We start from the raw sequence: 26,812 nt of genomic DNA, 5'->3' as shown, positions 1-26,812 counted from the left end.
CATAATGAGTCAAAGAAAAGCTCAACCTGTGGGTGTAAATTGCCCATATTGTGATAGTTCTGAAACTTTTAAAAAACAAAGACCTCAAGAACGCAAACATGGAATTGTCCAGAGATGGCAGTGTAATAAATGTCGCAAGAGCTTTACTTTGGGCGGTAAGAAAACTCAAGCTCAACCTGCGGGTTTAAATTGTCCATACTGCGAGAGTTCTGAAACTATTAAACATGGAAGCCCTACAGAACGCAAACATGGAATTGTCCAGATATGCTTATGTAATAAATGTCGCAAGAGCTTTACTTTGGGCGGTAAGAAAACTCAAGCTCAACCTGCGGGTGTAAATTGCCCATACTGTGATAGTTCTGAAACTATTAAAAAAGAAAGACCTAAAGAACGCAAACATGGAATTGTACAGCCATGCTTATGTAATAAATGTCGCAAGAGCTTTACTTTGGGCGGTAAGAAAACTCAAGCTCAACCTGCGGGTGTAAATTGTCCATACTGCGAGAGTTCTGAAACTGTTAAACATGGAAGCCCTACAGAACGCAAACATGGAATTGTCCAGAAATGCGAGTGTAATAAATGTCGCAAGAGCTTTACTTTGGGTGCTAAGAAAACTAAAGCTCAACCTACGGGTGTAAATTGTCCATACTGCGAGAGTTCTGAAACTATTAAACATGGAAGCCCTACAGAACGTAAATATGGAATTGTCCAGATATGCTTATGTAAGAAATGTCGCAAGAGCTTTACTTTGGGCCGTAGAGAGAAAAAAAACATTTACCGTGAAGGTAAAGTTATACATAGCTATTGGGATGACTCAGGGTTGCTGATTATAGACAATATTTCTTGTCCGAATTGTAAGCAAAATGAGGTAGTGTTAAAGGGCAAGCATTATGACAATAGAAGCTCTAAGCAAATAAAAACAATGGTTTGCTTAGGTTGTGGTCAACAGTTTAGGGGAGAAGGAAAAGACTGGAATAATAATATAAGACGAAAGCTTGGAAAAACAATCCCTTCTGAGCCTTGGGAGTTTGAGAAAGACAAGTGGGATTTCCGAGAACTCTATCCAGGCATTGAGGAGTACAAATTAAAGGCCTTATTTCTAAACTTTACTAACTGTGGTTCAAAATGGTTCGTAAATTTGCTTAAAACTTATTTCATTTGGCGTATCAATTCTGGCATAAAAGCAACATCATTGTATACGGACATAGATATTTTTAAGCCTTTTGGGCGGTTTCTTGAACAGCAGGACGTAACTTGTATGGAGGAAATAGACCGAAATTTGCTAGCAACTTATTACAATCAAGGACTTTGCAATTTAGCAGATAGTACATTCAGCAAGACTCTTTCCCAACTGTCCAATTTTTTTAACTGGGGAAATGAAACGCAGAATTTTATCACTCCATCTACACTAATTATTTCTTTTGACTTTCCAAAGCTTTTCAATGAAGAACCTGATCCATTAGAAGACTCTGTTATCGAGGCAATTATAGAGAATCTTCATATTTTACCAGAACCACTACAGCTAATGTTCATGCTAGGTTTTCATCTTGGTACACGTCCAAGCGAACTGTGCTATCTTCTTAAAGACTGTTGCAAGCTCGACCAGGACGGGACTATTTGGTGGGTGGAGTTTGAGCGTCAAAAACAATCAGACGAACATAGGCTACCCGTTCCAACTGAGATTGTTCACCTTATTAAAAAGCAGAAAACTTACATTAATCAACTTTTTGGTGATGACTATCCTTACCTTTTCTGCCATTATCAGGGATTAGGGATAACTGGTTATCCAAACTATCCACGCATGAAAGCTATAAAACGCCCGCCAATAGTTGTAGCTCCTGCTAACCCTATGGTTAAAGTCATTAAATCTCTCATCGAAAAATGTAATATCTTAGACAGCAACGGAAAACTGGTAAACTTCACTGGAGCTATTCTACGGCCATCACGAGCAACACAACTTATAAACATTGGCTATAGCCTAAATTTTGTCCGTAGGTGGCTTAAACACCGCCGTCAAAGCACTACAAAGCAGCACTATACGCGCTATGAGCCTGGTCAACTGCTGGATGTAGCTACTGTAATGGCAAATGTTGATCAGAAATTTTATCCCTACGATAGCAATCCTGAAAGCCTAAATCCTGAAAGCCTGCGCCAGAATCCAGAATTACACGAATTGGATGGGCTAAAAATGCTCAACGGGGAACCCCTTTATGGCTACTGCTCCTTCCGTGAATTCTGTCCCCGTTTTGGACGCTGCTACACCTGCGGTTTTCATGTTGCTTCTGCCGATAAACTTTCCCATTACAAATCTCAACTTGAGCAATTAAAAATAAAAGAGGAGATTGCCTTTAGTCAGGGCTCTTCAGAAATTTATGAAAGTTATCAACAAATTGTAAACGCTCTAGAGAGTATTATTGATGCACTAGAGGGAGCAGATGAGCGAGACAATAAAGCGACAAATTCACCGAAACTGGGATGAGGCAGAACGTAACCGTCATGGTCAACAGGTGCGAGAACGTTCTGCCCGTGAACGTGAAGAGAGAGTTATTTCTGCTAAAGCTGTCATTCAGGAAATGCAAGATCAGGGTGTCACTATTAGCCAGAATGAGGTGGCGAGGCGAACTGGTTTCAGTGTTGGCTTTGTTAACAAACACCTGCGTAATGAAATTGAACAAGCACAGAAACAACAGAAGGAGTCCACCCAGAAACCACGCACTGCACGTAACATTGATGTATTAGAAAATGAACTAGAAAAACTCAAAGCATCAAATAAGCGATTGCAAACAATACTAGATGAGCAGCGGCGAATGAACAAAGAGCTTCTAGCACAGGCTGCACAGGTTGTAGACTTAGAGGATGAGGTAAAGCGTTTACGAACTGTAATTAAAGAATTGCAAGGTTCTTCGCTTACTGCCCAAGGAAAGGTAGTTGATTTACCTGTACAAAATCTACCTGCTCAAGGAGATAATGTTGTACCAATTAGTGTTAAAACATCTAAAAATCACAAAGATGAATTAAAACCTCAGCCATTCAGCTTTCTGGAACAAGTTAAAAACGAGTTATCCTTGCTAAATATTCCATTTAATAAAACCTTTCAGGAGCAGATTAAATCAAAACCAGAATCTGTTGTTATCAATGCAATTGAAGCTTTAAAAGAAGCCATAAATGAAGGCGCTAAAATTAATAATTCTAGTAAATGGCTATATGCAGCAATTAATAAAGAATCTGTACCAAATAAAATACTTAAGCCCATATCTAATCGCTATACAACAGATAATTGGAATTATACAGAGTCAACAATAGAGGAAGAATTGGCTTCACTAGAAGAACTGAAAGTTTTAAGTAGTATTTTTAGTCAACCCAATGACTGATAAATTTCTCCCACAGGATACAGATGCCGAAGAAAGCATACTAAGCAGTATTTTGCTAGATGCTAGTGCTATTAGTAAAATCGTTGATAAACTTCCTGTCGATGCTTTTTATTTATCTGCCCATCAACGAATTTATAAAGCAGCTGTAGAATTATATTATCAAGATAAGCTAACAGACATAACGACTGTTGGCAGTTGGTTGTCCGACCACAAGCTGCTGAGAAACGTTGGCGGACGAAATAAACTAGCCCAGTTAGCCAATAATAAAGTATCAACAGACAATATAGATAGCTATACTGAATTAGTTTTAGAAAAGTATAAACGCCGCCAATTAATTGAAGCAGGAACTAAAATTGTTGAGCTAGGTTTTGACACTACTATTGATTTAGAGAACATTATTGACTTATCAGAAGATAAAATATTCAAAATTACAGAAAATAAAGTTGATAAATTTAGCCCAGAAGCAATTAGCAATTCTCTAGCCTTGATTGTGAAGCAATTAGGGCAGGAAGTAACCCCTGCTTTATCCACAGGATTAATGGACTTAGACAAATTAATGGGTGGATTGCTGAATGAAGATTTAATCGTGATTGCAGCCAGAGCTTCAATGGGAAAAACTTGGCTCGGCTGTCATTTTGTAAATCACATTGCTCTAACCTACAATCTTCCCGTAGTGTTTTTCAGTGCTGAGACAAATAAAGAACAGCTAACGAAGCGATTTTTAGCAATGCACGCTAAAATTGACTCTCATCGGCTGATTCATAACAAAGTTTATAAAAGTGAAATAGCTAAACTTCGTAAAGCTTTGGAGGTATTGTATAGCTTACCTATCATTATTGATGATACACCAGCTAGCCTCCAGAATCCCACTAAAATGCGCTCTGCATTGCGTCGAATTAAGTTTGAAAGAGGGAATTTAGGATTGATAGTCATGGACTACATCCAAAAATTAGGAGACAGAGCAGCCTCGAATCGAGCGCAAGCAGTTGGGAAATTTTCTGGTGCATTTAAAGACCTTGCAAAAGAATTTAGCTGCCCTTTTGTGGCATTAGCACAAATTAATCGGGGTGTCGAAAATCAGACTGATAAACGCCCTACAATCGCAGATATCAAGGATTCAGGAGATATAGAACAGGATATGGATGTAGGACTGCTTCTTTATCGAGATGAATATTATAATTCTAATACCTCAGATAATGGTGTAATGGAAATTAACGTAGCAAAGAATCGAAATGGTGCTACTGGAGTTTGTAAAGTTCTTTTTGATGCTACTATTGGAGAATTTCGTAACATCACAGTTTGATTTAAATAACTAATTCACTTAAACTGCCTGTGTTAATACCTTATAACTTAAGTCATTTGCTGAATTAAAAAATCCTGGGTGGGTTATTGGGTTGACGGATATTGCAGGAGTACTCCATTTCAATTGTTAGGCAATACCTTCGCTTGAAACAAAACTTAGCATTTGCTCAATTGATTTTAATGCCGATTGAATATCTGCATTTAGTGCATCTGCCTCAACTTTAATTACAAATGCACTCTTCCCAATTTCTGTCAGAGATTTTTTTATAGTTCTGATTCGTCCCAACGCTGTACGAATTTGCTGAATTTGTTGTTCAACAGCAGCCACATCGAGTTCTGATTCAAAAGTACGCAATTTATTTAACCTTTGCTGGATCACCAAAAAGCGGATAGCAATAATTAAAAATGGATGAGTTGTGGCGATCCAATAACCTGACTCAGAAACTCCCTCTGCCCAATCACCAATTTCCTGCGCTAATCCCTCACGAGAATAACTTAAAAAAATTGCCGAATTTGCAGAACGCCGTACCATTGCTGATTGTAAATGTTGAGTGATTGCTTGGCGACCAAAAGGTTTTGAGGGTCGGCTTCTAACTTCAATGACTATTGACAGTTCTATTGCCACAAGAGATTTATTTGTTAACTTGACCAGAATATCGCCAGTATCTCCATCATGGCCAAGATGCTCCACCTCTGCTCCACTTAACTTCGACCAGTGTTGTAATTCAGCAACGACTAATTGTTCATAAGTTATGCCTATTTTGTTAATTTTTATTATTTACTGCACTTATTGTGACAATTTGATGAATAAAAGCAAAAAGTATTACTCTAACTTTAAGATAATTGTATATATTGCTTTTTATTTAAATTTCCAATAGTAAAATTAGCTACAAGTAATTCTTCACCCCGTTTAGATTTTCGTCCACCAAAGTTAGTCATACCATAAGCTTTTTCCCATTCTAATTGTTTAGCCCAACCATATAATTCTTTAATTTCTTGGCAGCTATCAATTGTCATTAACCAATCATGAGGACAATCTTTTAATAGGTTTGATAAACGTTGATGATCAAATGTTCTGTGTAGGTTGCCATTTTTCCCGTACAAACCAGAAGCCTTAGAAGAAAAGTAAGGTGGATCTAAAAAAATAAATACTTCCTTTCCTGGAGCTTTTATAACTTCCTCATAGTCTAAATTAGTAAAATCAACATTTTCTAAAACACCCATCATTTTTTTTAATGTTTCAATGCTAGATAATGTAAAGCGTTGACAATATGCAGCTTGAGTCATACCCCCACATTCAGAGGAGCCACTAGATGTACTACGATTTAATATAAAAAACTTAGCTGCTGTATTTAATTGGTTATTAGTTAATTTATTAAGTTTAGACATAAATCTTTTGCGGAAAATTTGCCATTCTCTACAATTCCCTTGCTCTCCTTTATATTCTTCTCTAATTTCTTCAACTATATTCGCTAGTTGATATGCATCAAGTTTAACTTGTTGCCAAAAATCTATTAGTGAAGTATTTAAATCATTTCCCCAATAGCTTTTTGCTAAAGAGTTTTCCACAGCATAAATAAGTACGTTAGCACCTCCTAAAAAAGGTTCTCTAAATTCTTGACAATGAGGTAAAAACTGAGATAAAAATGGAACATCTTTTTGCTTTCCTCCAGGATAACGAAGAGGTGATCTATAAATACGTTTAAAACTCATTAATCTCCTACAAATACTTCTTCTGCAAGGTTTAACACTTCTTCCCAATTATCATCAAAAGGAAGAGGAATATATGTGAATGTCTCAAAAATATACAAATAAAATTGATATAACACTGAAATAGGTAAATTTCCAAAACCAGCTTGACATAATCCTTCTAAAAATGCTCTAAAATTATTATCTATATTATTACAATCAAATTGATCTACCATAATAATTGTATTCCAAATCGATCCAAGTGTTATAAGAATTTTTTTCGGCTTACCCTTTTGAAAACTTATTTTATATAAATACAATTATTTACTAGTATGGAGGAGATGCAACTAGTATTCTTAATACAACCATTAAATAAGTTTAACGCTTGTATTGATAATTTTAAGTATTTATTATATAGTTTATTACTAGTATACTTGAGGTTTGAACATTTATTGTATTGCCCAAATTTTAAATACTTGTAATACACAAATTTATATGTCTTAATAAATTAATTTTTTACAGTTTTGACATAACCTAAAATAATAAATATATTATTGCTAAATATTATTGAAAATGTCTAAGCCTATTTTAAATAGGTATATAAAGTTGGTTCTTCATTATTTAGTATGCTGAATATGTATTCTAAAAAGCTTAAAACTTTTGCTAGATAATAATAGCATTTATTATTTTTAGCATTTTATGCTTATGTGCCAGATTTAGGCTTTTAAACTGGATTCTAAAGCCAAGTTATGAGAATTAACTAAAAGTTTGGAATCACAGATACTAAAGAGCCGTAAAGTTTTGTATCAAAATTTAGTATTCCTGGTTTATGAGTGTCAATGCGGGTATGATGTACCAAATGGTATAGCACCTGCTATTTTAAGCTAGTGAATCAAGTTTAGAGGTTAATGATTATTAGAAAACCCTTAGCTATCAACCAGCCAGAGGTAGGACAGTTACTTCGTGAAATGCGGCTATTGGCTGGGCTTACACAAGAGCAATTTGCTATCAATCTAAACGTCAGATATAGCACAATTAATCGTTGGGAAAACGGACATTATAAACCCTCACCATTAGCAATGGAGAAGATTGAGGGGATATTAGAGTCAATGGGTTCTAAAGGAGAGAGCTTGTTGGCGAAATATTTATTAAATTAATTTGAATTAAAAGTTTTATGCTTGTTCAGGTTTCGTATATGCAATGGGTTTAGTCATTGCATCTTAATAAGTGCAAATTTAAAGTTGATTTGTTACGCAAAATTGATTAATAAAGGAAAAATTATGCTAAATATGTCTCTTGGGTCTCAAATTATTAACGAAGAACTTCTAATTAGATCATTATTATCTGATGCTACTCTTGTAGGTGGTATTTATACTATGGGTTACAATGAGTGCCTTGTCTTAACTAATGATTTATGGAAAAAGCAAGCAGGAGGAATTCCACAACATTGCTTTCTGCTTGCTACAGCATTAACTCCAAATGAAGCATTAGATGCAGATGATGAAGAAATAATTTTGTTACGCGTTGTTAACCCAGCACCACTTCCTGCTGAGTCGGAGTTAGTACAAGTACGCTCTGAAGCTATGCGAACAATGATTGAAACTAGTGGTTCAACAACTGCTGCAACAACACCAGCAATTTTAGATGTATTGACTCGTAACGAAATTCAATTTTCTGCACTCAAGGCTAAAGTTTTAGGAACCTTTTATGACTTAGAAGTAGGCCCAAAAACAATTTTGGAGTTCGGTAGCGATATTGAAACATTTTATTCATCCAGTCGGTATAAAGTTTATAAACCTTATGGTCAAAGTCTTGCAATAATAACAAGTTATCCAGAGATTACACAAGCAGAAGAGCTAGAACGTCAGAATACTAATACTTCCCCAAGACGTATACAAATTGGGACAGTACGATATAGTTCTACCAATCGAAGATCCCGAATGAATGCTGGACGCCCTCAGGACGTTGCAGTACCTGTAAGGGTTAATGTTAAAGATTTTGTGGCATTAAAAACTGCTGTTTTTGGTATGACTCGACTAGGTAAGTCTAATACCATGAAAACGATTGCTACTGCTGTTTGCCAGTATGCTGCTGAAACAGGACAAACGATTGGTCAACTTTTGTTTGATCCAGCAGGTGAATATGCTAATGTTAACGTTCAAGATCGGACAGCTTTGAGCCAAATTGGGCATGAATTTGTAACAGTATTTAGATATGGTATCAATAGTGTCGAACCTGGAATTAGACCATTGGCTTCTAATTTTTATTCAAATGACACTATAGATGTAACTTGGGCAATTATAACTGCTTATTTAAACCCAAGGAGCCAGACATCAAACTATATTAGAAGTTTTCTTTCTGCGGACGTTATTGGCCCTGCCGATCAGCAAACTGATCGCGGGGCTTATCAAAGAGCCAGAAGAAGACGTGCTGCGTTGTATGCCACGCTTGCAAAAGCTAATTTTTTAGTTCCTGATAATTTTAATATCACTATTGCTGTTAATGCTAGCATTTTAGCACAAATAAACCAATCTTTACCAAGTGATATAGCCCAATTAAAAACAGTTAGTAATGGAATATTAACTTTAAACAAACAAAACTTAGTTTCTTTTTGGCAAGCTTTCCTGGCTGCTCACTCTACTGCTATTGATAATGCTAAAAATACAGCAAAAGCTGCCAATAAAAAAAATCCTACTCCTACTCAAGATGAGCTAAGAGCAGCAAAAGAAGCATCGGATATAGAAAACCTTTTTAGCGATTGGTTAGATGCTGAATTAGAGGCAATTTTAGCTTTGTTCAAAGGCTCTGTTGGTACTGGTTTTCGTTTATTAGAACCACTACGTGTTTATCATTCACTTGTCAGCACAAGTGACTATGCTGAAGCAGTTCTTCAAGAGTTAGTGCAAGGTAAAATAGTTATCATAGACCTTTCTTTAGGCTCTGAAACAATTCTTAAGTTTTGTTCTGAAAGAATAATAAATTATATAGTACAAGATGCTTCACGCCGATTTTCTGCTGGAGATGAGCCACACCAAATTCAAATTTATATTGAAGAAGCCCATCGCTTATTTAATCGCGATCGCATGAATGTTCCTGAAGAAGCTGACCCTTATGTGCGTCTAGCTAAAGAAGCCGCTAAATATAAAATTGGTCTAATTTATGCTACCCAAGAAGTTAGTAGTGTTGACCCATTTATTCTTTCTAATACATCTAATTGGCTTGTAACGCATTTGAATAACCATGCAGAGGTTAAAGAGCTTTCTAAATATTACGATTTTCAAGATTTCAGTGATTTGACGTTGAAATCAGAAGATGTAGGGTTTGCACGTATAAAAACCCGTAGTGGTCGCTACATTATTCCTACACAAATTGATCTGTTTGACGAAGCTAAAATTTTAGCAGCACGCGCTGCTTGTCTTAGTAATCTGGCAATAAAATCTTTAAACACCTCGACACCAGAGCCATAAAACAGGGCTTTACCGAAATTACTAAAGTTATTAGTAAGCGAAAGCCTGACTAAGCAAAAATTTATTTAATTTATTCTCTATTTCTTGCTCAGTCAGGCTTAAGTTAGTTTTTACATCACAGGTTGCTTAAGTCTAAAATACTGTCTTTACTTAGATACTAAATGGGGAATATCATGCCTTATTTGAATCAATCTGGCGGCTTTGAACGTTCTAGAAGTATTGGTCATGTCCCTATAGCAGAGAACGAGTTAATTAAAGAAAGCCTAAGAAGCTTTCGCATTTATAACGATCAAGAAAACCTTAAAATTGATTCTAGCCTCCTTATTAGCGCAAATACGCTTGGCACAACAGAAACTTCTATTCGCTGGGTTTTTTCTTTTGATGGCTCTCCCCAAGAAGTAGTTACCAAAAAAGCTTTTCCGAGTACTCGAATTGGCTATGTACAAATTGCTGGTATTTTAGTGAATCTAGAACAAATTCTTAATCAAGGACGAGAACACTTAGTTGACCCAGCTATTGTCCGAACAGCTACCAAAGAAGCTTTATATTCTATAGTGCTTCCGGGATCTAACGTCTGTCGTCTTGATATGCCAACTGTCAAAGATTCCTGGCGAGCGCAAATATTTGATATTTTTGAGAGCTATACAGTCGAAGGTACTTCCCTCCTTAACATATTCAAGCTTTTAGTGGAACGCAGTAATAAAAACTCTCGCAATAATGGAGTAATTCTTGCTCGTTGCTCTGCTTCCCATTCATGTTCTAGTAGAGATATTGATGTGCCTTTTACTGGAACTGTCTGTCCTTCTTGCGGTGGGCAATTGTTTCCTACGGATGCACTGAGGGTACACGAAGAAGTATCGGAAGAGCAGAAAAATGAAGCTGCCCTTAATCGTTTAATGAGCTGCCTTGAACATATTACAATGGTTGGATACTTGTATTTTCTTTGGCAGCGGCAGCCACGAACTCTAGGATCTGTGTCTTGCATTATGGATGGCCCACTTGCTATTTTTGGCCCACAAGCTTGGCTTCATGCTCCCATCCTGAGATTTCTGCATGAACTACAAGAATCATTAACACAAAAGCGGTTAAAACCTCCCCTAATTATAGGTATTGAAAAGGGTGGTCAATTTGCTGAACATGCTGCTGCTATTAAACAGCATATTCCACCTCAGAACCTGATGTTACTACCTGATAATTACATTTACCAACATATTTTAGCTTCCAGACCATTATCAAACTCTATTTACGGCTACGAAACTTACTATGGTCAAAAATTCTTTTATAAAACTGCTACTGAGCAGTTGTTAACAATAACTATTCCTAAACTAAGCCAGACAGTAAATGATCCACATAACCCAATATATTATCAAATCTTGCCTGATAGCTTGGCATTATTAGACCGTATTGGAACAGCACTCTACAAAGATGCTGTTATTCCTGTTGCCTTAGCCCATTCTTATGCTTCTATTCCTTTGAGAACTGGCTCAAGAGTTTTAACACTTCTCTCAAAAGATTTTTTAGGTCAATAATGCCGAGATATTTAATGGACTTCAGATAAAAAATAGCCTCAAAAATCATTACAATTGTTTATCTATGCCAGAGCAAGCAGTGAAGAGACTAGTTTAGCAGGCGGCACTACAAAATTTTGTAGGCGTCGTGCTTTATATAATGTTCGGCTAATCACTTATGATTACTGCATCTGTGCAAAAATCCCAAAAGCATCTTCTCCGAATAGATTATATGTTGACAGAAGCTAATTTTAGAATAGTTCAAAATTTATGACAAAAACTTATAAAGTTACTTTGATCAATGAATACAAAGTAAAGCTCAAGAAGATGGCTCAATGGGAATGAGCGAGATCGTCCTCGTGAAGCCAAGACTTGATTGGCTAGAAAATTATCATACTCAACAAGCCTTGCTAGACGCAACAAGGAGTGTACAACATTCTAATGATCATTGGGGATGGCTTGCCAAACTGCTATCCTGGGTGTCTGGATTGAAACCTATCAATGCTGAAATTCGCTTGATAAAGATGGAATAATAATTTACCGCTCCAAGACTTCCAACTGATAAATTCTCAAAGATGGATATTCTGTCATTAAGCGCCAGCAACAGTGTTCAGGTGGTAAAGAAGGTCTGTCATTGCAGCGATATAAAAATACTGGCTCATCTCTTAGCAGCCCTGTTACCGCTATTTGTTTCCAATCCTGATCGCCTAAATCCCAAATTAAATGCGACCTACCAAAATATCCTGCATTCATTAGGCTAGCAAACAACCACTCCATAATTTGTTGAATTTGCTCTGCATCCTGTCCGCTATCGCTTTGACCGTAGCATTCGATTTCAAATTTCTCAGATTTTGACTTTATCAGTCCGAACAGCAGGGATGGTATTTTTAAAAGACTGTTCATTATCCAGACACACCCATTAAATACACTTATAGCGGCAAAAGGTTAATTTTAGTGTTCCCAATAATTGAGATGGTGTATCAAATATCTATAAATATTTAATTAGCTTTTTCAAGTAGACATTTTATAAATTAATAGTTAAAAATAATTTATTGTTGTACAAACGTTCCAGCATAAAATTTTTAACTGACAATTAAATTACAATGTCAGCAATATTTTATATAAACTAACTAGCTATATTTATGGTTACAGCTACTAATAGCCAAGTTGTTACTTGGAAATTTATTGAAACTGAGTCAATTGGTGGAGCAGGTTATCAAGGCGAACGAATTGTTTGGGACACACTTCGTCAGAACTTGACCCAAGGAGAAGGGATTGCAATATGGGGGTATCGCGCTTTCTCCCACGAGGAACAAACTCGCCGTGAGATGGATATTTTAATTCTTAGCAAGAATTTGGGGTTAGCAATTATCGAAGTTAAATTTATCGATATCAATGATATTGAAAACATTAAGGCTAACCAATGGAAAGTGATACCTAGTTTTCACAGCAAATACCTCGCTCCCATCGAGCAAGCTGAAAAACAAGCGCTTGCTATCATAAATCGCTGTGACGAAAATTTATTACTTAATAATAAGGTTGCAGCCAGAGTTATTGTAGCTCTACCAAAAATTACACGTCGTGCTTGGAGAGATAAAGGATTTGACGATAACCATCTTGCCTGTCCACCCATTATCTTTAAAGATGATTTAGAACGGCAACCAGATTTACTTGATTATATTGACAAGAATGCTACGGTAATTCGTAAAGTTAATTCAAGTTTTAACGATCGCAGCTTTTTATCAATCGTATATTTTTGAGTCTTACACTTGAATTTTTGAGCCATTTATGTTTTAAGGTGGCGAGTCCCATTGGGGTAGCATTTTTGCTACTACTTACCTTGGTATAAACAAAGCCATCGGGTAATGTTAATTACAGTTTGGTCAAAATTGCGTGTCTTATTTGAATGTAAGAGAAATGTACAGGAAAAAGGTATTATTTATCGTTTATATGAATGTCATACAGCTACAAAGCTTATTTTGCAAGGGTTATAAAAAATAACTATATAAAATATCCTGATGAACTGACGGAATTTAAACGCGATGTTTTAGAATTTCTGCGTCAACCTTTAGAAGATGGTTTTGTGACGATTTCCCGTACTAAATTATCAGTGATGTTTCCCGCGCAGTTTACTTTGGTGGCGAGTACCAACCCTTGTCCTTGTGGTTATTATGGCGATACTATCCAACAGTGTACTTGTTCTCCCAGGCAACGCGAGCAATATTGGGCAAAACTTTCTGGGCCGTTGATGGATCGAATTGATTTACAAGTGGCGGTGAATCGCTTAAAACCAGAAGAAATTACCCAACAACCCACAGGAGAAGCATCAACATCGGTGCGTCAACGAGTACAACAAGCACGCGATCGCGCAATTAATCGTTTTCAAACAGAAGCAAATCTGCGTTGCAATGCCCAAATGCAAAGTAATCATTTGCAAAGATGGTGCAAGCTAGATGATGGAAGTCGCAATTTATTAGAAACGGCAATTAGAAAATTAGGTTTATCTGCAAGAGCAAGCGATCGCATTCTCAAAGTAGCACGGACGATTGCAGATTTAGCAGCCGAGGAAGAGCTAAGACCGAATCATGTAGCAGAAGCAATTCAATATCGCACAATTGACAGAATGCAGTAAAAAGGAGTCAGAATTCAGAATCACAAGTCAGGAGTCAATATATCGCAGTACAACTCGGAATTCCTCCTCAAGTCAGCTACAGTAATATCCTGGGGAAGATGTGCCTCATTAGCAAATCAGTATCCAATATATCAGGGACTAAAAAACATCCCCTAGAAGGAGACTGGCTTAATGAATTTGCAGGCGATTTGGAAGTTGTTCCAAGAGACTTTTCAGGAATGGAGTGAGGATAAAGCCTCTCGGTTAGCCGCAGCGTTGGCTTATTACACGATTTTTTCTATTGCACCATTGCTAATCATTGTAATTGCGATCGCTGGTGCGGTGTATGGAGAAGAAGCCGCTAGGGGTGAAATTGTCCGACAAATTCAAGGTTTAGTCGGGGCGTCTGGAGCAGAATTCATCCAAACAGCCATTCAGAATGCTAACAAACCACAAACTGGTATGATGGCGTCGATTATTAGTGTTGGAGTTTTGCTGTTAGGTGCTACTGGTTTATTTACTGAATTGCAAGATTCTCTTAATACAATTTGGGAAGTCAAACCGAAACCCGGACGCACTGTAACTAACATGATTCGCCTACGCTTTCTCTCCTTTGCAATGGTGTTAGGTATTGGTTTTTTACTTTTGGTATCTCTGATCATTAGTGCAGCTTTAGCAGCATTAGCCACTTACTTTAGTAATTTAATACCAGGTGTTGATTTTCTCTGGCAAATTCTCAATTTCATTATTTCTTTTGTCATTACTACATTCCTATTCGGACTAATTTTTAAAGTTCTACCAGATGTCAAAATTGCTTGGAGTGATGTTTTAATTGGAGCTAGTCTCACTTCATTTTTATTTTCCATTGGCAGATTTTTATTAGGGCAATATTTAGGGAATGGTAGTTTTGGTTCCACCTATGGTGCTGCGGGTTCCCTAGTGGTGATTTTGGCCTGGGTTAATTATGCAGCACAAATTCTTTTTTTTGGTGCTGAGTTTACTCAAGTATATTCTAGGAGGCATGGAAGTGGAATTACACCTACTAAACATGCTATACCTCTGGATGAGAAAACCTCTACCGATCAAACAACAAACAGCAACAATACTCCTCAGAAAAAGCAAAGTAATAATAAACAGTCTTTTTCTAAATTAATCAGCCGCTTAATTCGCAATTTTACCAAACCCAAACGCTTGAGATATAAAAGAAGAAACCAGCATTTTTAGTTGCTCAAAAGTCAAGTTAATGGGTATGTAATTAATTCGTCAAAGCAAAAAAGCTGGGCGTAGCCCGTCGTAGACATGGCTACTTACGGCTGACGGTAATAATTTTACTGTCAGATTTTTCATTTACATTTTCTGATTGCCTATTGCCCATTGCCTATTCCCCATTTCCCACCTGAACAAGCAAATTCACAAATCAAATCAGATTCCTATATGCTAAATAAACTGTAAAATATGACCGTTGTATTCTGTGCCAGATTGTGATTGAGCGTTATACTCTGCCCGAAATGGGTAATTTGTGGAGTGAAGCCTATAAGTTAAAAACCTGGCTGCAAGTAGAAATCGCAGTTTGTGAGGCTCAGGCTGAGTTGGGTTACATTCCGTCTGAGGCTGTTGAGGAAATTAAAGCAAAGGCAAATTTCGATCCAAAGCGGGTGCTAGAAATTGAAGCTGAAGTTCGCCACGATGTAATAGCTTTCTTGACAAATGTCAATGAATATGTTGGACATGCCGGACGCTATATTCACTTGGGATTAACTAGTTCCGATGTACTGGATACAGCTTTAGCACTGCAATTGGTTGCTAGTTTGGATGTATTATTGCAACGTGTGGAAGATTTGATTGGTGCGATTCGCCAAAAGGCACAGGAGCATCGTCATACAGTGATGATTGGTCGATCGCACGGTATTCACGCCGAACCGATCACTTTTGGTTTCAAGCTAGCCGGTTGGTTAGCGGAAGTTTTGCGACACCAAGAACGCCTGAGAATTCTGCGTCAAACCATTGCCGTGGGTAAAATTTCTGGTGCAGTGGGTACCTACGCCAACGTCGAACCGCGAATAGAAGCCATCGCTTGCCAAAAACTCGGACTGCAACCAGATACCGCGTCAACACAAGTAATTTCCCGCGATCGCCACGCCGACTACGTGCAACAATTAGCTTTATTAGCGGCATCCATCGAACGCTTTGCGGTAGAAATTCGCAATCTCCAAAAAACAGACGTTCTAGAAGTCGAAGAATTTTTCGCCAAAGGACAAAAAGGCTCCTCAGCCATGCCACACAAGCGCAATCCCATCCGTTCCGAACGGCTCACAGGAATGGCACGACTTGTGAGAAGCCATGCCGGTGCAGCCTTGGAAAACGTTGCCTTATGGCACGAACGGGATATTTCCCACAGTTCCGTAGAACGGGTAATTTTACCAGATAGTTGCATTTTGACTCATTTTATGCTGGTAGAAATCACTGAGTTAGTGAAAAACCTGCTGGTTTATCCTGAGAACATGGAACGCAACCTCAATTGCTACGGCGGCGTTGTCTTCAGTCAAAAAGTGCTACTAGCTTTGATAGACAAGGGATTGAGCCGTGAAGAAGCTTATGCGATCGTTCAAGGAAGCGCCCACGCCGCTTGGAACAAGCCAGAAGGCAATTTCCAAGACTTAATTAGCAAAGACCCCCGCGTTACCGAAAAATTGTCCCCAGCAGAACTAGAGGTGTGTTTCGACCCCCAACAACATCTGCGGCACTTAGAAGAAGTTTACCAACGGTTAGGAATTTAAATCTTATTGGGGAAAGGGAAAGGGGTAAAGGGAAAAGGGGAAAGATTAAATTGATTCCTTTTCCCTTTAACCTTTAACCTTTTCCCCTGCTTCCCCCATGCCCCATGCCCAAAAAATACTTCTAATCTGCTGCTGTAATTACCAACAACGGTGGGTAGTATACATAACAAATACTTACTTGTTTATTCGTGCTGCGAGTGCTTTGATGATTGAAATCCTAGCTACGCTCTCTGCTTCTGCGGCAGCAGGAATGAGAATAGGCATACCTTTGCTGATTATTGGACTGTTGCAGGGAAGCAATTTGTGGTCGCAAGTTCCAATTTTATCTCATATTTCTCCACCAATATTATTAACCTGCCTTACCAGTTGGTCGTTAGTTGAATTATTAGCCTCAAAGAAACTATGGGGACAAAGACTCCTACAAATGATTCAGTTATTAATGTCTCCCCTTGTGGGGGCAATTATGGGGCTAGCGGTAGCTTCTGCCACAGCAACACCACACTGGCTGATTGGCTTAACTGGTGGTTTGTTAGCTTTAGTACTCCAGCTAGTTCAAGTGGGTTGGTTCTATAGGTTACGCGGCTTACCCTTATGGGCAGTATTTCTTCAAGATACCTTATGTATTGCTCTGGTACTTTTTGCCTTTGATGCTCCCTGGCAAGGAGGATTAATTGCTTTAATTTTGCTGTGGTTTGCAGTTCGTAGCGCTAAGCAGTGGTATGACTGGTATCGCCAGGGAGTGGTGATTAGGGAGTAGGGAATCGGGAATCGGGATTGGGGAAAAGGGGAAAGGTTAAAGGGAAAAGGAGGGATCTTTCTTTTTCCCTTTGCCCTTTACCCTTTGCCCTTTACCCTTTACCCTTTACCCTTTACCCTTTGCCCTTTACCCTTTACCCTTTACCCTTTACCCTTTACCCTTTACCCTTTCCCCTTTCCCCTTTACCCTTTACCCTTTACCCTTTCCCCTTTATTGCAATATTCCAATCATATGCAATATACCCTGACCGGTAATCAGCTCGATGATTAAGGCAATGAAGCCCAGCATGGCAATGCGACCGTTCCACACTTCGGCGCTAGTGGTGAGACCCCACTCCCAACGTTCTTGGGGATACATTTTCACCATTTTTTTCATTTGGGCTGCTTGGGACAGCTTGAAACTGGGGTTTTTCAGCGCATCAATCACTAATTCGGCTAGTGCGTTAATAAATACTGGATGGGTATTGGGAGCTGGTACGCGACGGAAGTTGTGAATTCCTGCTTCTTCTGCCACTTCTCGATATTCAATATCGATTTCTTGTAGTGTCTCAATGTGTTCTGAAACAAAACTGATGGGTACGACTACCAAATCTTTCACACCTTGTGCGGCTAGTTCTTTCAGGGCATCCTCAGTATAAGGTTGCAGCCATTCCACTGGGCCGACGCGACTTTGATAAGCCAAGGTGTGGGCATTGGGTCGATTGAGGGTCTCCATAATTAAGGCAGTACATTCCTCAATTTCTTGTTGGTAGGGGTCGCCTGCTTCTTCAACGTAGCTTTTGGGGACTCCGTGAGCGCTGAAGAAGATATGAACGTCATTTGGGTTGGGAAATTGTTCGAGTTCTTGGGCTATGAGTTCCGCCATTACTTGCAGGTAGCTTGATTGTTTGTACCAGGAAGGAATGACGGTGTAATCAATGCGTTGAAGTTTGGGGTCTTGTTGCCAAAGCTTTTCTAAAAGCCGGAAGCTGGAACCACTGGTACTGATAGAAAACTGGGGATAAAGTGGCAAGATTACCAGCTGTTCTACATTATCCTGGGTAAGCTGGGCGATCGCTTCTTCTGTATACGGATGCCAGTAACGCATTCCCACATAAATATTAGCTTGTTGCCCTAAATAACTTAATTGTTCTTTGAGGGCTTCACCTTGGGCTTCTGTAATCCGCCGCAGTGGGGAACCGCCACCAATTTGCTTATAATTTTCTTGAGATGTTCTGGTTCGTCGGGTGGCTATGAACCAAGCTAGGGGTTTTTGCAACCAACGAAACGGTAGGCGAATAATTTCCGGATCGGAAAATAGGTTGTACAAAAACGGCCCCACATCCTCTAGCTTATCGGGGCCACCGAGATTGAGTAATAAGACGCCTACACGACCCATAGCAGTTACTTTCCCCCGATACTTTTCAGGTTTTTTACTAATGTTAACAATATATCTTTATTAAATATAAAGCTTAATAGCAAGGAAATATGCAATGGCAACAATTTTAAGAGATTGGAGTTACCGCTATCAGTGGTTATATGACGGTATTTCTCGTTTAGCAGCCTTAAGTGTAGGTGGTGAAGGTCGTTTTCGACAACTTGCTTTGCAAGGCTTAACAATTGACTCAGCTACTCAGGTTTTAGATTTATGTTGCGGTAGTGGCCAAACAACACAATTTTTGGTAAAACTGTCACAAAATGTAACAGGACTAGATGCTTCGCCTTTTTCCTTGCAACGGGCACGGCAAAATGTACCATCAGCTTCTTACGTGCAAGCTTTTGCTGAGGAAATGCCATTTGCAGATAATCTGTTTGATGTGGTGCATACCAGCGCTGCACTACACGAAATGCAACCCCAGCAATTACGAAAGATTATTAATGAAGTTTATCGGGTGTTGAAGCCAGGAGGAGTATTTACTCTGATAGATTTTCACGCTCCCACAAATCCCATATTTTGGCCTGGAGTATCACTATTTTTGTTGTTGTTTGAGACAGAAACGGCTTGGGAATTATTAAAAACTGATTTACCTGGTTTGTTAACAGAAACTGGGTTTGAGGTGGGTAAGCCAACTTTGTATGCAGGTGGTAGTTTGCAAGTTATACAAGCAAAGAAGTAAAAAATGGGGCGTTTGTATTCAGGACTTTAGTCTTTGCTTTTTTAAGCACTAAAGTGCTTACTACAAACCTCTCAAAACTTTTGCGATAGGCCGTGAGTTGGTACTCGCGCACAATCTACCAGACTCACACTATCTCAATTAAAAACAGGAGGCCAAAGTTCTGATACTAAAATTTATCGCTCACGGAACAACTCACAGACATCGACTAGCGATTTACTACAGAAGATCTTCGCCTCCAACTTAACCGAATTTATCCATCAATTCAAACTTAATAGACCACTAATCGCAATATATTTTTGCTTAAGTGTCTTATCTGTCCTTATATTTCTGCTTAAGTGTCTTAACTGTCCTTGCATCTGTTTTTCAGTCATGTTAAGTTCTTTACGAAGTTTTCGATTTACGTAGAGAAAATCATGAAAAGTATTGCTAAATTCGGACGACGCTTAGTATCAGTGTTGTTAGTTGTGGTTGTAAGTACCTTGATGTTTTTGCCATCACCAGCGATGGCGGCTAATTGGGTGACCGTTAATGAAGGAAATTTTGAAAGCGAATTATTAAAATCCGACAAGACTGTAATTGTACTTTTGGTTTCGGATGCGTTCCCTGAAGATGTCAAAACAAAGTTAAAATCTGAAGTTGAAAAGACTTATGGTGATAAATACAAACTTGCTGTAGGCAGTGCTGAAGAGAATGGATACATTTACAACACTATTCTCGCACCACGAATATACCCACCTTTCCCAGGAATTACTGTCGTCAAAAACGGTCGACCGTTACAGGGAATATATATTAATCCAAATTACCCCTCACAAGCATTTGAATTCATCAACCGTATAATCGAAAATAGCTAATTTTTAATACCTGAATACGTGCAAACTCATCTTGATGAAGTTTGTCTAGCAGGTTGGCAAGAAGGAGATCGAACAATGGTTCCCGATGGCGTCAAATCTAAAAGTTACTTCTCTGCCGTATAAGTTTCTCAAGATTGACAATATGAACTAACAATTAACCCGTTTATGCGGGTTTTTTTATTGCCAAAATGGTTTTACCGTACTTAGTCGGTGTTGGGTTTCACTTCGTTCAAACGCCACTTGCTACCCTATGAGTTCCGCGTTAGCGTTACAAGCCTCTTAACCCGTCCAACGCAGGGCTGCCCCAACCTACAATTTTTGGCTACATTAGACCTCTTGCAAAAGTACTTTTTGCAAGAGGTGGGAAAAGGGAAAAGGTTAAAGGGTAAAGGAAAAATACCAAACCTTTCCCCCTTTCCCCTTCTCCTTTTCCCGACTTCTGCAAGAAGTCTATTTTAGCTTTGCCACCCCACTACTTAAGATTTACTTTATAAATAGTTTCTAATTTACATTTATGCTCATTCAACTTGAACCCCGTAGTGTCCCGTCGAAAATATGGCAAGTTTTATCACCTATGGTTGCAATACTGGCAACGGTGATTCTGGGATTTATATTATTTTATTCACTGGGTAAGCCGCCGATCGCTACTTTACAAACTTTATTAATTTCGCCTTTAACCAACTTTTATGGATTGTCAGAATTAACTGTCAAGGCAGCACCAATTTTATTAATTGCTGTTGGTTTATCGGTGTGTTTTCAAGGTAAGGTGTGGAATATTGGTGCAGAAGGACAGTTTACTATCGGCGCGATTTGTGGTAGTGCTGTAGCTTTAGGTTTTCCTAGTATTAATAATTATAGTTTATTGCTACTGAGCTTAATTGCTGGCGTGTTGGGTGGTGCTATTTGGGCAGGTATTTCTGCTTGGCTGAAGGTGAGATTTAATACGAACGAAATTCTTACAAGTTTGATGTTAAATTATATAGCAATTTCTGTTTTAAATTATTTGGTACATGGGGTATTAAAAGATCCCCAAGGATTTAACTTTCCTGAATCTGCACCTTTTAGTAAATTTGCTAGCTTACAACCATTAATTGCTGGTACAAGGTTGCATTTAGGTGTAATTTTCGCAGTTGTGGCGGCTGTGTTAATTTGGGGAGTATTGCGACAAACGTTTTTTGGTTTCAGCGTCCGGGTAATTGGTTCTAGTGCTAAGGCTGCGGTATATGCTGGGATAGATAGCGATCGCATTATCTGGCTAACTCTCCTCATTAGCGGTGGCTTAGCAGGTTTAGCTGGTGTTTGCGAAGTGTTAGGCCCTATTGGTCAACTACGCCCTAGTATTTCTCCTGGTTACGGCTACACTGCTATTATTGCTGCTTTTATCGGTAGATTAAATCCACTGGGTATTATTTTATCTAGTTTACTCATAGCACTTTTGTATGTAGGCAGCGAATTAGTACAAATTAAATTGGGACTTCCTTTAGCTTTAGCTGGAATGTTTCAAGGTATTTTATTCTTTTTTGTTTTAGCAGCAGACATACTAATTTACAACAGATTAATAATTAAATGAAGATTAATTTCCTAGTCTAAATGATGAATTATCAATTCTGACTCCTGACTTGTGAATTACAGGAATTACGCACAGGTAGTACCATTTCACTTTATAAATGATACAAATACAAGCGTAAGGGCTAACAGCCGTTCGCCCCTACAGGTTATTGTATGTGTATCAATATTTTGGTGAATTGGTATAACGGAAAATCGTAGACGCATTAGCGAAGCGGTAGCGACGTTCGCGCAGCGTCTCGCAGAGAAGGAGCGTCAGCGGCTTACCGCAGGCTACCACAGAGAACGCAGCGAAAAGTCGGAGCGCCGGCTTCCGGCGTACACCGAAGGGGTTGCCGCAGGCATCTGAACTTTTCAAGACAGAGGACACGGAGGAATAAGAGTTTCAAAGAGTTTTTGCGTAAATTCTAAATTAGTTAAAAACTTATTAATTAGCACTATTTAGCTACAATCAATCCAAGCTTATAAAATCTTGGTATGATAGCCATCCCCCAGCAACCCCAAAAAATGACCGTTGAGGAATATCTGGAATGGGAACCTCAGCAAGACGTTCGCTATGAATATGTCTATGGCGAAGTGTTTGCCATGACAGGTGGTACAATTCCCCACAATGACATTGCTTTAAATCTCTACACTGCTCTACGTCCTCATCTGCGTTCTAGGGGTTGCCGAGTGAATGTGTCAGATGTAAAAGTGCAAGCCAATTTTCAGAATCAGTACTACTATCCTGATGTTATCGTCAGTTGTGACCCTCAAGACATCAACGCCCGCAAATTTATTCAAAACCCCAAGTTGCTTGTCGAAGTTCTTTCTCCTAGTACAAGTGCTAAAGATAGAGGGGAAAAATTCACTTACTATCTGACAATCCCCAGTTTACAGGAATATATCTTGATTGACTCCGAAAAAATCTCCGTTGAGCGTTACTGTCGGGGAGAAGGAAGAATGTGGCTTTATTGTCGTTATACTGCTGGAGATACCATCACCTTATCAAGCATTGAATTTGAGTTTCCTATAGAATTGCTGTATGAAGGTGTTGTCTTAGAAACAGAAATATACTAAAAGCATACCTGATGTTGTTGTAAGCTGTAATAAATATGTATTAGCTAGTTATGAATGGCAAATTATAATCAAAAATAATAAAGTGAGGAGATTGAATGTGTCTAAGGAAAAATTATCTGTAAGTTTAAAATTGATAATTATTACGTTAGCGACTTGTACTACAACTTTAGGTATAAGTTTGCTGCTAGATACAACAAAACTTAATTATTTATTGGGAATTCAACCGTTAAAAGGTGAAAAAGAGAAAGTAAGTCATGATAAAGCAATCATTGGCTCTGCACAAGCTGTCTTTTCAACAGCAAATCAAATAAATCAAGTACCGAACAAATTTCAGGGAACAGTTATTTATCAAGGGAAACTCAAACCAACTGAAAAAGTCATCGCCCTCACTTTTGATGATGGTCCCAGTCCTAAAAATACAGCGCAGATATTAGAAATTTTACAGAAAAATCAGATTAAAGCTACGTTTTTTATGATTGGGCAAATGGTAAAATACTTTCCCCAGGTTGCCAAGCAAGTTGCAGCTGATGGGGAGGTAATTGGTAACCATACATGGCATCATTCCTATCGCCGTATGAATGTAGTGAGTGCGGCTAATGAAATAAATACTACAGCAGACATCATCTATCAAACTACAGGAGTGAAAACTACTCTCTTTCGTCCCCCTGGTGGCTTTTTAAATAATGGATTAGCCGACTATGCTAAAACTCAGAAATATACTGTCATTATGTGGTCAGAAGTATTGGGAGACGCTGAACGTCCTTCACCTCAAGTGGCAAAGATGGTCAAAAATGTACTAAAAAATGCCAAACCAGGAGCAATTGTACTAATGCATGATGGTGGCGGAAATCGTTCTCGCACTGTCCAAGCTTTACCGCAAATTATCGATGGTTTAAAGGCACAAGGTTATAAATTTGTGACAATACCCGAACTACTGGAAATACAAGCCCAAGAAAAAAATTTGGTCACACCAGTATCACCTATAGTCACAAATCATGAATATCCAAACCATCAGTTTCATCATTAGTGATAGCATACGAGCAGCAACACCTCTGATTTTTGCAGCATTAGGTGAATTAATCACTGAAAAATCAGGGGTGTTAAACCTTGGTGTTGAAGGAATGATGTTAGTTGGAGCTGTGGCTGGTTTTATTGCTGCTTCAGTAACAGATAATATTTACTTTGGATTATCCATCGCAATCATATCGGGAATAGCGATCGCTCTCATTCATGGATTATTAACAATTACTATAACTGCCAACCAAGTGGCAACAGGTTTAGCCCTAAGTATTTTTGGTTCCGGACTCAGCGCTTTTATTGGTACAGGTTATGTGGGTAAGACAATTACCGGAATACAACCTGTTGACATCCCGATTTTAAAATCTATTCCGCTTTTGGGTGAAGTTTTATTTCATCAAGATATTTTGGTGTATGCTTCAGTCGTTTTAGTGATAGCGGTTTGGTGGTTTTTACGAAGTACCCGCGCGGGTTTAGTGTTGCGGAGTATTGGCGAGTCACCTGATGTTGCTGAGGCTTTGGGTTTACCTGTTAACAGAGTTCGTTATTTGGCGGTAATGTTTGGTGGGGCCATGGCTGGGTTAGCGGGGGGTTATCTTTCCCTTGCATATACGCCCCTCTGGACGGAAAATATAACTGGTGGACGAGGATGGATTGCGATCGCATTAGTTGTGTTTGCCACATGGAAACCTGAGAGAATCCTTCTTGGTGCATACTTATTTGGCGGCGTTGGTGCTATACAATTAATACTCCAAGGATTAGGAGTTAATATTTCTCCTGATATTTTGTCTTCTTTACCTTACCTAGTTACTATCTTGGTATTAGTGTTTATCTCACGAGATAATACACGCATAAAATTAGAGACGCCTGCATCATTAGGACAATCTTTTAGATCTAGTCATTAGTTATTAGTCATTGGTGATTTAGGGTTAGTGTAATAAGGGTGATTTCCAAAAAGATAGATTTTTAAGTTTTCAGTGATTCAACTTCATTTAAATAGTTAATTAGAGATTACTAATCATGTGCTTGAGTTCTACCAACAACTAGCAAAAACATTAAAAAATAGTGCGGCAGTTCTAGCCACTGTCACTAATACGAAAGGTTCCACACCCAGAGAAGTAGGCGCGAAAATGTTCGTTGATGCTGATGGTAAAACCGTGGGAACAATTGGCGGTGGTGCTGGGGAAGCAAAAGTTTATCAACAAGCTTTGCAATTACTAAAAATCGGTAAAAAGCAATTTGTAGAAATCGATTTATCTGGCGTACTTCAACGAGAAACTCAAGGTGTTTGTGGCGGCACAATGCAGGTATTATTGGAATTGTGGTCAGGCTCTCAAAGCTTAAATTTAGTCAATAAAATTATAGATAAATTAACATCTGGATATTCGGCAACAATTATCACTCCATTTAATACAGATGAAAAACCTTATTTAATCCCAGAAACAAACGTAATTGCATCATTACACAACACAGGATTAATTGAAACTTTAGTACCACCGCCAAGACTTTTAATTATTGGTGGAGGACATATTGCAATTTACCTAGCGCAAATAGCTAAAATAGCAGGTTTTCAAGTTATTGTACAAGACGATCGCCCTGATTTTGCCACAAAAGCAAGATTTCCCGATGCATCGCTGGTGCTAGCGGAACCCATCGACTCAATTCAAGAAATATTAAATAAAAATACTAATTTATATGTTGCTTTAGTTACTAGAGGTTATCTCCAAGATTTAGCTGCTTTACGGCTATTATCTAATTATCAATTGCCATATATTGGGATGATTGGTAGCAAAAAGCGAGTCAACACTGTATATAAAACACTGCAAGCTGAAGGTTGTTCAACTGAATTTTTTAATCAAATATATGCACCAATTGGTTTGGATATTGGTGCTTTAACACCAGAAGAGATTGCTGTTAGTATTTGTGCTGAATTAATTAAAGTGCGCCGTGGTGGAACGGGAAATTTTTTATCTAGGGAGTAGGGAATGGGGAATCAAGGCTTGCTTTTTATCATAAATAAGGTGAGAAATTCGGGAATTGTGAGGGCGTATGGCCACTTGATAAAACGCTGTAAATAGGAGTCTTATATTTAATTTGTGAACTTTGCTATTGTTCTTGCAGCCGGAAAATCTACCCGCATGGGTACTTGTAAAACTTCACTTCCTTGGGGTGCAGGTAAAACATTATTAACTTATCAACTAGAACAGTGGTTAAGTTTAGGTTTTACCCCTGTGGTAGTGCTAGGTTTACACAATAGCCACAAACAAAAAGATTGTCTTGTTGGGAGTTTAAGTGTAATTAATCCTCATAGTAATGCGGGGAAAACAACCTCGATTTTGGCAGGGTTCAAACATGTTCCCCAAGACTTTGATGTGTTGGCAATTTCAGCAGTTGACCAACCGAGAAAATTAGAAATTTACCAAACATTATTACTAGCACACGAAAATAATTCAGCGTTGATTACTGCACCGACGTATCAAGGCAAAATGGGGCATCCATTGTTATTTGATAATCAAATGCGATCGCATTTAGAAAATATTCGAGAAGAGACTCTCGGTTTACGTCAAGTTATCCAAGAATTTTATCAGGAAATTTGCAAGGTAGAGTTTGATGAATCTTCTGTTTTATTAGATATCAATACGCCAGAAGTTTATCAAATTCATTTGGGATTGTGTACGAAAGCTTAATTTTTTTAACGCAAAGGTTCGCAAAGGTTAACGCAGAGGTTCGCGGAGTTTTTTG

The 26,812-nt window shown here is 38.4% G+C and carries 24 protein-coding genes and 2 pseudogenes; 21 read left to right on the top strand and 5 right to left on the bottom strand.

Annotated elements, in window-relative coordinates:
- Nucleotides 1-4 precede the first annotated feature (4 nt).
- Genes VF06_RS24475 through dnaB form a run of 3 tightly spaced genes read left to right on the top strand, consistent with a single transcriptional unit; the run spans nucleotide 5 to nucleotide 4,674 of the window.
- Nucleotides 5-2,479 carry a tyrosine-type recombinase/integrase gene (locus tag VF06_RS24475; RefSeq protein WP_099069850.1) on the top strand — a complete coding sequence of 825 codons (2,475 nt, stop codon included), beginning with the start codon at nucleotides 5-7 and terminating at the stop codon, nucleotides 2,477-2,479.
- Complete coding sequence (locus VF06_RS24470) at nucleotides 2,436-3,371, top strand: DUF6262 family protein (RefSeq protein WP_099069851.1); 936 nt, start codon at nucleotides 2,436-2,438, stop codon at nucleotides 3,369-3,371. Before VF06_RS24475 ends, VF06_RS24470 begins: the two co-directional genes overlap by 44 nt.
- Nucleotides 3,364-4,674 carry a replicative DNA helicase gene (gene dnaB / locus VF06_RS24465; protein ID WP_099069852.1) on the top strand — a complete coding sequence of 437 codons (1,311 nt, stop codon included), beginning with the start codon at nucleotides 3,364-3,366 and terminating at the stop codon, nucleotides 4,672-4,674. Before VF06_RS24470 ends, dnaB begins: the two co-directional genes overlap by 8 nt.
- Nucleotides 4,675-4,800: 126 nt before the next feature.
- Here the strand turns inward: dnaB and VF06_RS24460 are convergent, their stop codons facing one another.
- The 3 genes from VF06_RS24460 to VF06_RS24450 all read right to left on the bottom strand — a co-directional run bounded on the left by VF06_RS24460 (nucleotide 4,801) and on the right by VF06_RS24450 (nucleotide 6,598).
- Nucleotides 4,801-5,364, bottom strand: coding sequence for a hypothetical protein (locus VF06_RS24460; protein WP_099069853.1), 564 nt, complete (start codon nucleotides 5,362-5,364; stop codon nucleotides 4,801-4,803).
- Between the two features lie 143 nt (nucleotides 5,365-5,507).
- Complete coding sequence (locus VF06_RS24455) at nucleotides 5,508-6,386, bottom strand: DNA adenine methylase (RefSeq protein WP_099069854.1); 879 nt, start codon at nucleotides 6,384-6,386, stop codon at nucleotides 5,508-5,510.
- A complete protein-coding gene (locus VF06_RS24450; protein ID WP_099069855.1) occupies nucleotides 6,386-6,598 on the bottom strand; it encodes a hypothetical protein in 213 nt (70 codons plus the stop codon). The genes VF06_RS24455 and VF06_RS24450 overlap by 1 nt, the downstream gene beginning before the upstream one ends.
- Before the next feature lie 672 nt (nucleotides 6,599-7,270).
- Here VF06_RS24450 and VF06_RS24445 point away from each other — a divergent pair.
- From VF06_RS24445 to VF06_RS41205, 4 genes are all read left to right on the top strand, one after another.
- Nucleotides 7,271-7,519 (top strand): helix-turn-helix domain-containing protein, encoded by a 249-nt coding sequence (locus VF06_RS24445; protein WP_099069856.1) that lies wholly within the window; start codon nucleotides 7,271-7,273, stop codon nucleotides 7,517-7,519.
- Between the two features lie 102 nt (nucleotides 7,520-7,621).
- Entirely contained in the window at nucleotides 7,622-9,829 is a 2,208-nt protein-coding gene (locus VF06_RS24440) for a helicase HerA domain-containing protein (protein ID WP_143863073.1), read from the top strand.
- A gap of 161 nt (nucleotides 9,830-9,990) precedes the next feature.
- Entirely contained in the window at nucleotides 9,991-11,358 is a 1,368-nt protein-coding gene (locus tag VF06_RS24435; RefSeq protein ID WP_099069858.1) for a DNA double-strand break repair nuclease NurA, read from the top strand.
- Between the two features lie 320 nt (nucleotides 11,359-11,678).
- Entirely contained in the window at nucleotides 11,679-11,870 is a 192-nt protein-coding gene (locus tag VF06_RS41205) for a hypothetical protein (protein ID WP_143861744.1), read from the top strand.
- A gap of 4 nt (nucleotides 11,871-11,874) precedes the next feature.
- Here VF06_RS41205 and VF06_RS24425 read toward each other — a convergent pair whose 3' ends face one another.
- On the bottom strand, nucleotides 11,875-12,240 hold the full coding sequence (locus tag VF06_RS24425; RefSeq protein ID WP_244918134.1) for a hypothetical protein: 366 nt from the start codon (nucleotides 12,238-12,240) through the stop codon (nucleotides 11,875-11,877).
- A gap of 239 nt (nucleotides 12,241-12,479) precedes the next feature.
- Here VF06_RS24425 and VF06_RS24420 point away from each other — a divergent pair, with 239 nt between their 5' ends.
- The 5 genes and pseudogenes from VF06_RS24420 to VF06_RS24400 all read left to right on the top strand — a co-directional run bounded on the left by VF06_RS24420 (nucleotide 12,480) and on the right by VF06_RS24400 (nucleotide 17,482).
- Nucleotides 12,480-13,097: a nuclease-related domain-containing protein gene (locus VF06_RS24420; RefSeq protein WP_099069860.1), complete on the top strand. Its 618-nt coding sequence runs from the start codon at nucleotides 12,480-12,482 to the stop codon at nucleotides 13,095-13,097.
- A 245-nt stretch (nucleotides 13,098-13,342) separates the two neighbouring features.
- Nucleotides 13,343-13,969 (top strand): annotated as a pseudogene (locus VF06_RS24415) (ATP-binding protein); the annotation flags it as partial.
- A 171-nt stretch (nucleotides 13,970-14,140) separates the two neighbouring features.
- Entirely contained in the window at nucleotides 14,141-15,172 is a 1,032-nt protein-coding gene (locus VF06_RS24410) for a YihY/virulence factor BrkB family protein (protein ID WP_099069861.1), read from the top strand.
- 257 nt (nucleotides 15,173-15,429) lie between these two features.
- Nucleotides 15,430-16,725, top strand: a complete 1,296-nt coding sequence (gene purB / locus VF06_RS24405) for an adenylosuccinate lyase (protein ID WP_099069862.1) — start codon at nucleotides 15,430-15,432, stop codon at nucleotides 16,723-16,725.
- A 205-nt stretch (nucleotides 16,726-16,930) separates the two neighbouring features.
- On the top strand, nucleotides 16,931-17,482 hold the full coding sequence (locus VF06_RS24400) for a DUF4126 domain-containing protein (protein ID WP_099069863.1): 552 nt from the start codon (nucleotides 16,931-16,933) through the stop codon (nucleotides 17,480-17,482).
- 210 nt (nucleotides 17,483-17,692) lie between these two features.
- Here the strand turns inward: VF06_RS24400 and hemH are convergent, their stop codons facing one another.
- Entirely contained in the window at nucleotides 17,693-18,859 is a 1,167-nt protein-coding gene (hemH, locus tag VF06_RS24395) for a ferrochelatase (RefSeq protein ID WP_099069864.1), read from the bottom strand.
- A gap of 94 nt (nucleotides 18,860-18,953) precedes the next feature.
- Here hemH and VF06_RS24390 point away from each other — a divergent pair, with 94 nt between their 5' ends.
- The 9 genes and pseudogenes from VF06_RS24390 (at nucleotide 18,954) to VF06_RS24350 (ending at nucleotide 26,757) form a co-directional block, all read left to right on the top strand.
- Nucleotides 18,954-19,577, top strand: a complete 624-nt coding sequence (locus VF06_RS24390; RefSeq protein ID WP_099069865.1) for a class I SAM-dependent methyltransferase — start codon at nucleotides 18,954-18,956, stop codon at nucleotides 19,575-19,577.
- Nucleotides 19,578-19,990: 413 nt separating this feature from the next.
- The gene (locus VF06_RS24385; RefSeq protein WP_099069866.1) at nucleotides 19,991-20,428 is read left to right on the top strand and encodes a hypothetical protein; all 438 of its coding nucleotides are present in this window, start codon (nucleotides 19,991-19,993) and stop codon (nucleotides 20,426-20,428) included.
- 12 nt (nucleotides 20,429-20,440) lie between these two features.
- Nucleotides 20,441-20,551: pseudogene (locus VF06_RS42905) on the top strand (peroxiredoxin); the annotation flags it as partial.
- Nucleotides 20,552-21,002: 451 nt separating this feature from the next.
- A complete protein-coding gene (locus tag VF06_RS24375; protein ID WP_244918133.1) occupies nucleotides 21,003-21,998 on the top strand; it encodes an ABC transporter permease in 996 nt (331 codons plus the stop codon).
- Nucleotides 21,999-22,471: 473 nt separating this feature from the next.
- Entirely contained in the window at nucleotides 22,472-23,053 is a 582-nt protein-coding gene (locus VF06_RS24370) for a Uma2 family endonuclease (RefSeq protein WP_099069868.1), read from the top strand.
- A 97-nt stretch (nucleotides 23,054-23,150) separates the two neighbouring features.
- Nucleotides 23,151-24,080 carry a polysaccharide deacetylase family protein gene (locus tag VF06_RS24365; protein ID WP_099069869.1) on the top strand — a complete coding sequence of 310 codons (930 nt, stop codon included), beginning with the start codon at nucleotides 23,151-23,153 and terminating at the stop codon, nucleotides 24,078-24,080.
- Nucleotides 24,049-24,975, top strand: a complete 927-nt coding sequence (locus VF06_RS24360; RefSeq protein WP_099069870.1) for an ABC transporter permease — start codon at nucleotides 24,049-24,051, stop codon at nucleotides 24,973-24,975. Before VF06_RS24365 ends, VF06_RS24360 begins: the two co-directional genes overlap by 32 nt.
- A 117-nt stretch (nucleotides 24,976-25,092) precedes the next feature.
- Nucleotides 25,093-26,052: an XdhC family protein gene (locus VF06_RS24355; RefSeq protein WP_099069871.1), complete on the top strand. Its 960-nt coding sequence runs from the start codon at nucleotides 25,093-25,095 to the stop codon at nucleotides 26,050-26,052.
- A 114-nt stretch (nucleotides 26,053-26,166) separates the two neighbouring features.
- Nucleotides 26,167-26,757, top strand: coding sequence for a nucleotidyltransferase family protein (locus VF06_RS24350; RefSeq protein WP_099069872.1), 591 nt, complete (start codon nucleotides 26,167-26,169; stop codon nucleotides 26,755-26,757).
- Nucleotides 26,758-26,812 lie beyond the last annotated feature (55 nt).

The sequence above is a fragment of the Nostoc linckia z4 genome (genome assembly GCF_002608075.1).
Taxonomy (GTDB): domain Bacteria; phylum Cyanobacteriota; class Cyanobacteriia; order Cyanobacteriales; family Nostocaceae; genus Nostoc; species Nostoc linckia.
Note: the sequence above shows the minus strand (reverse complement) of the source record. Positions and strands in the feature narration are given on the sequence as shown.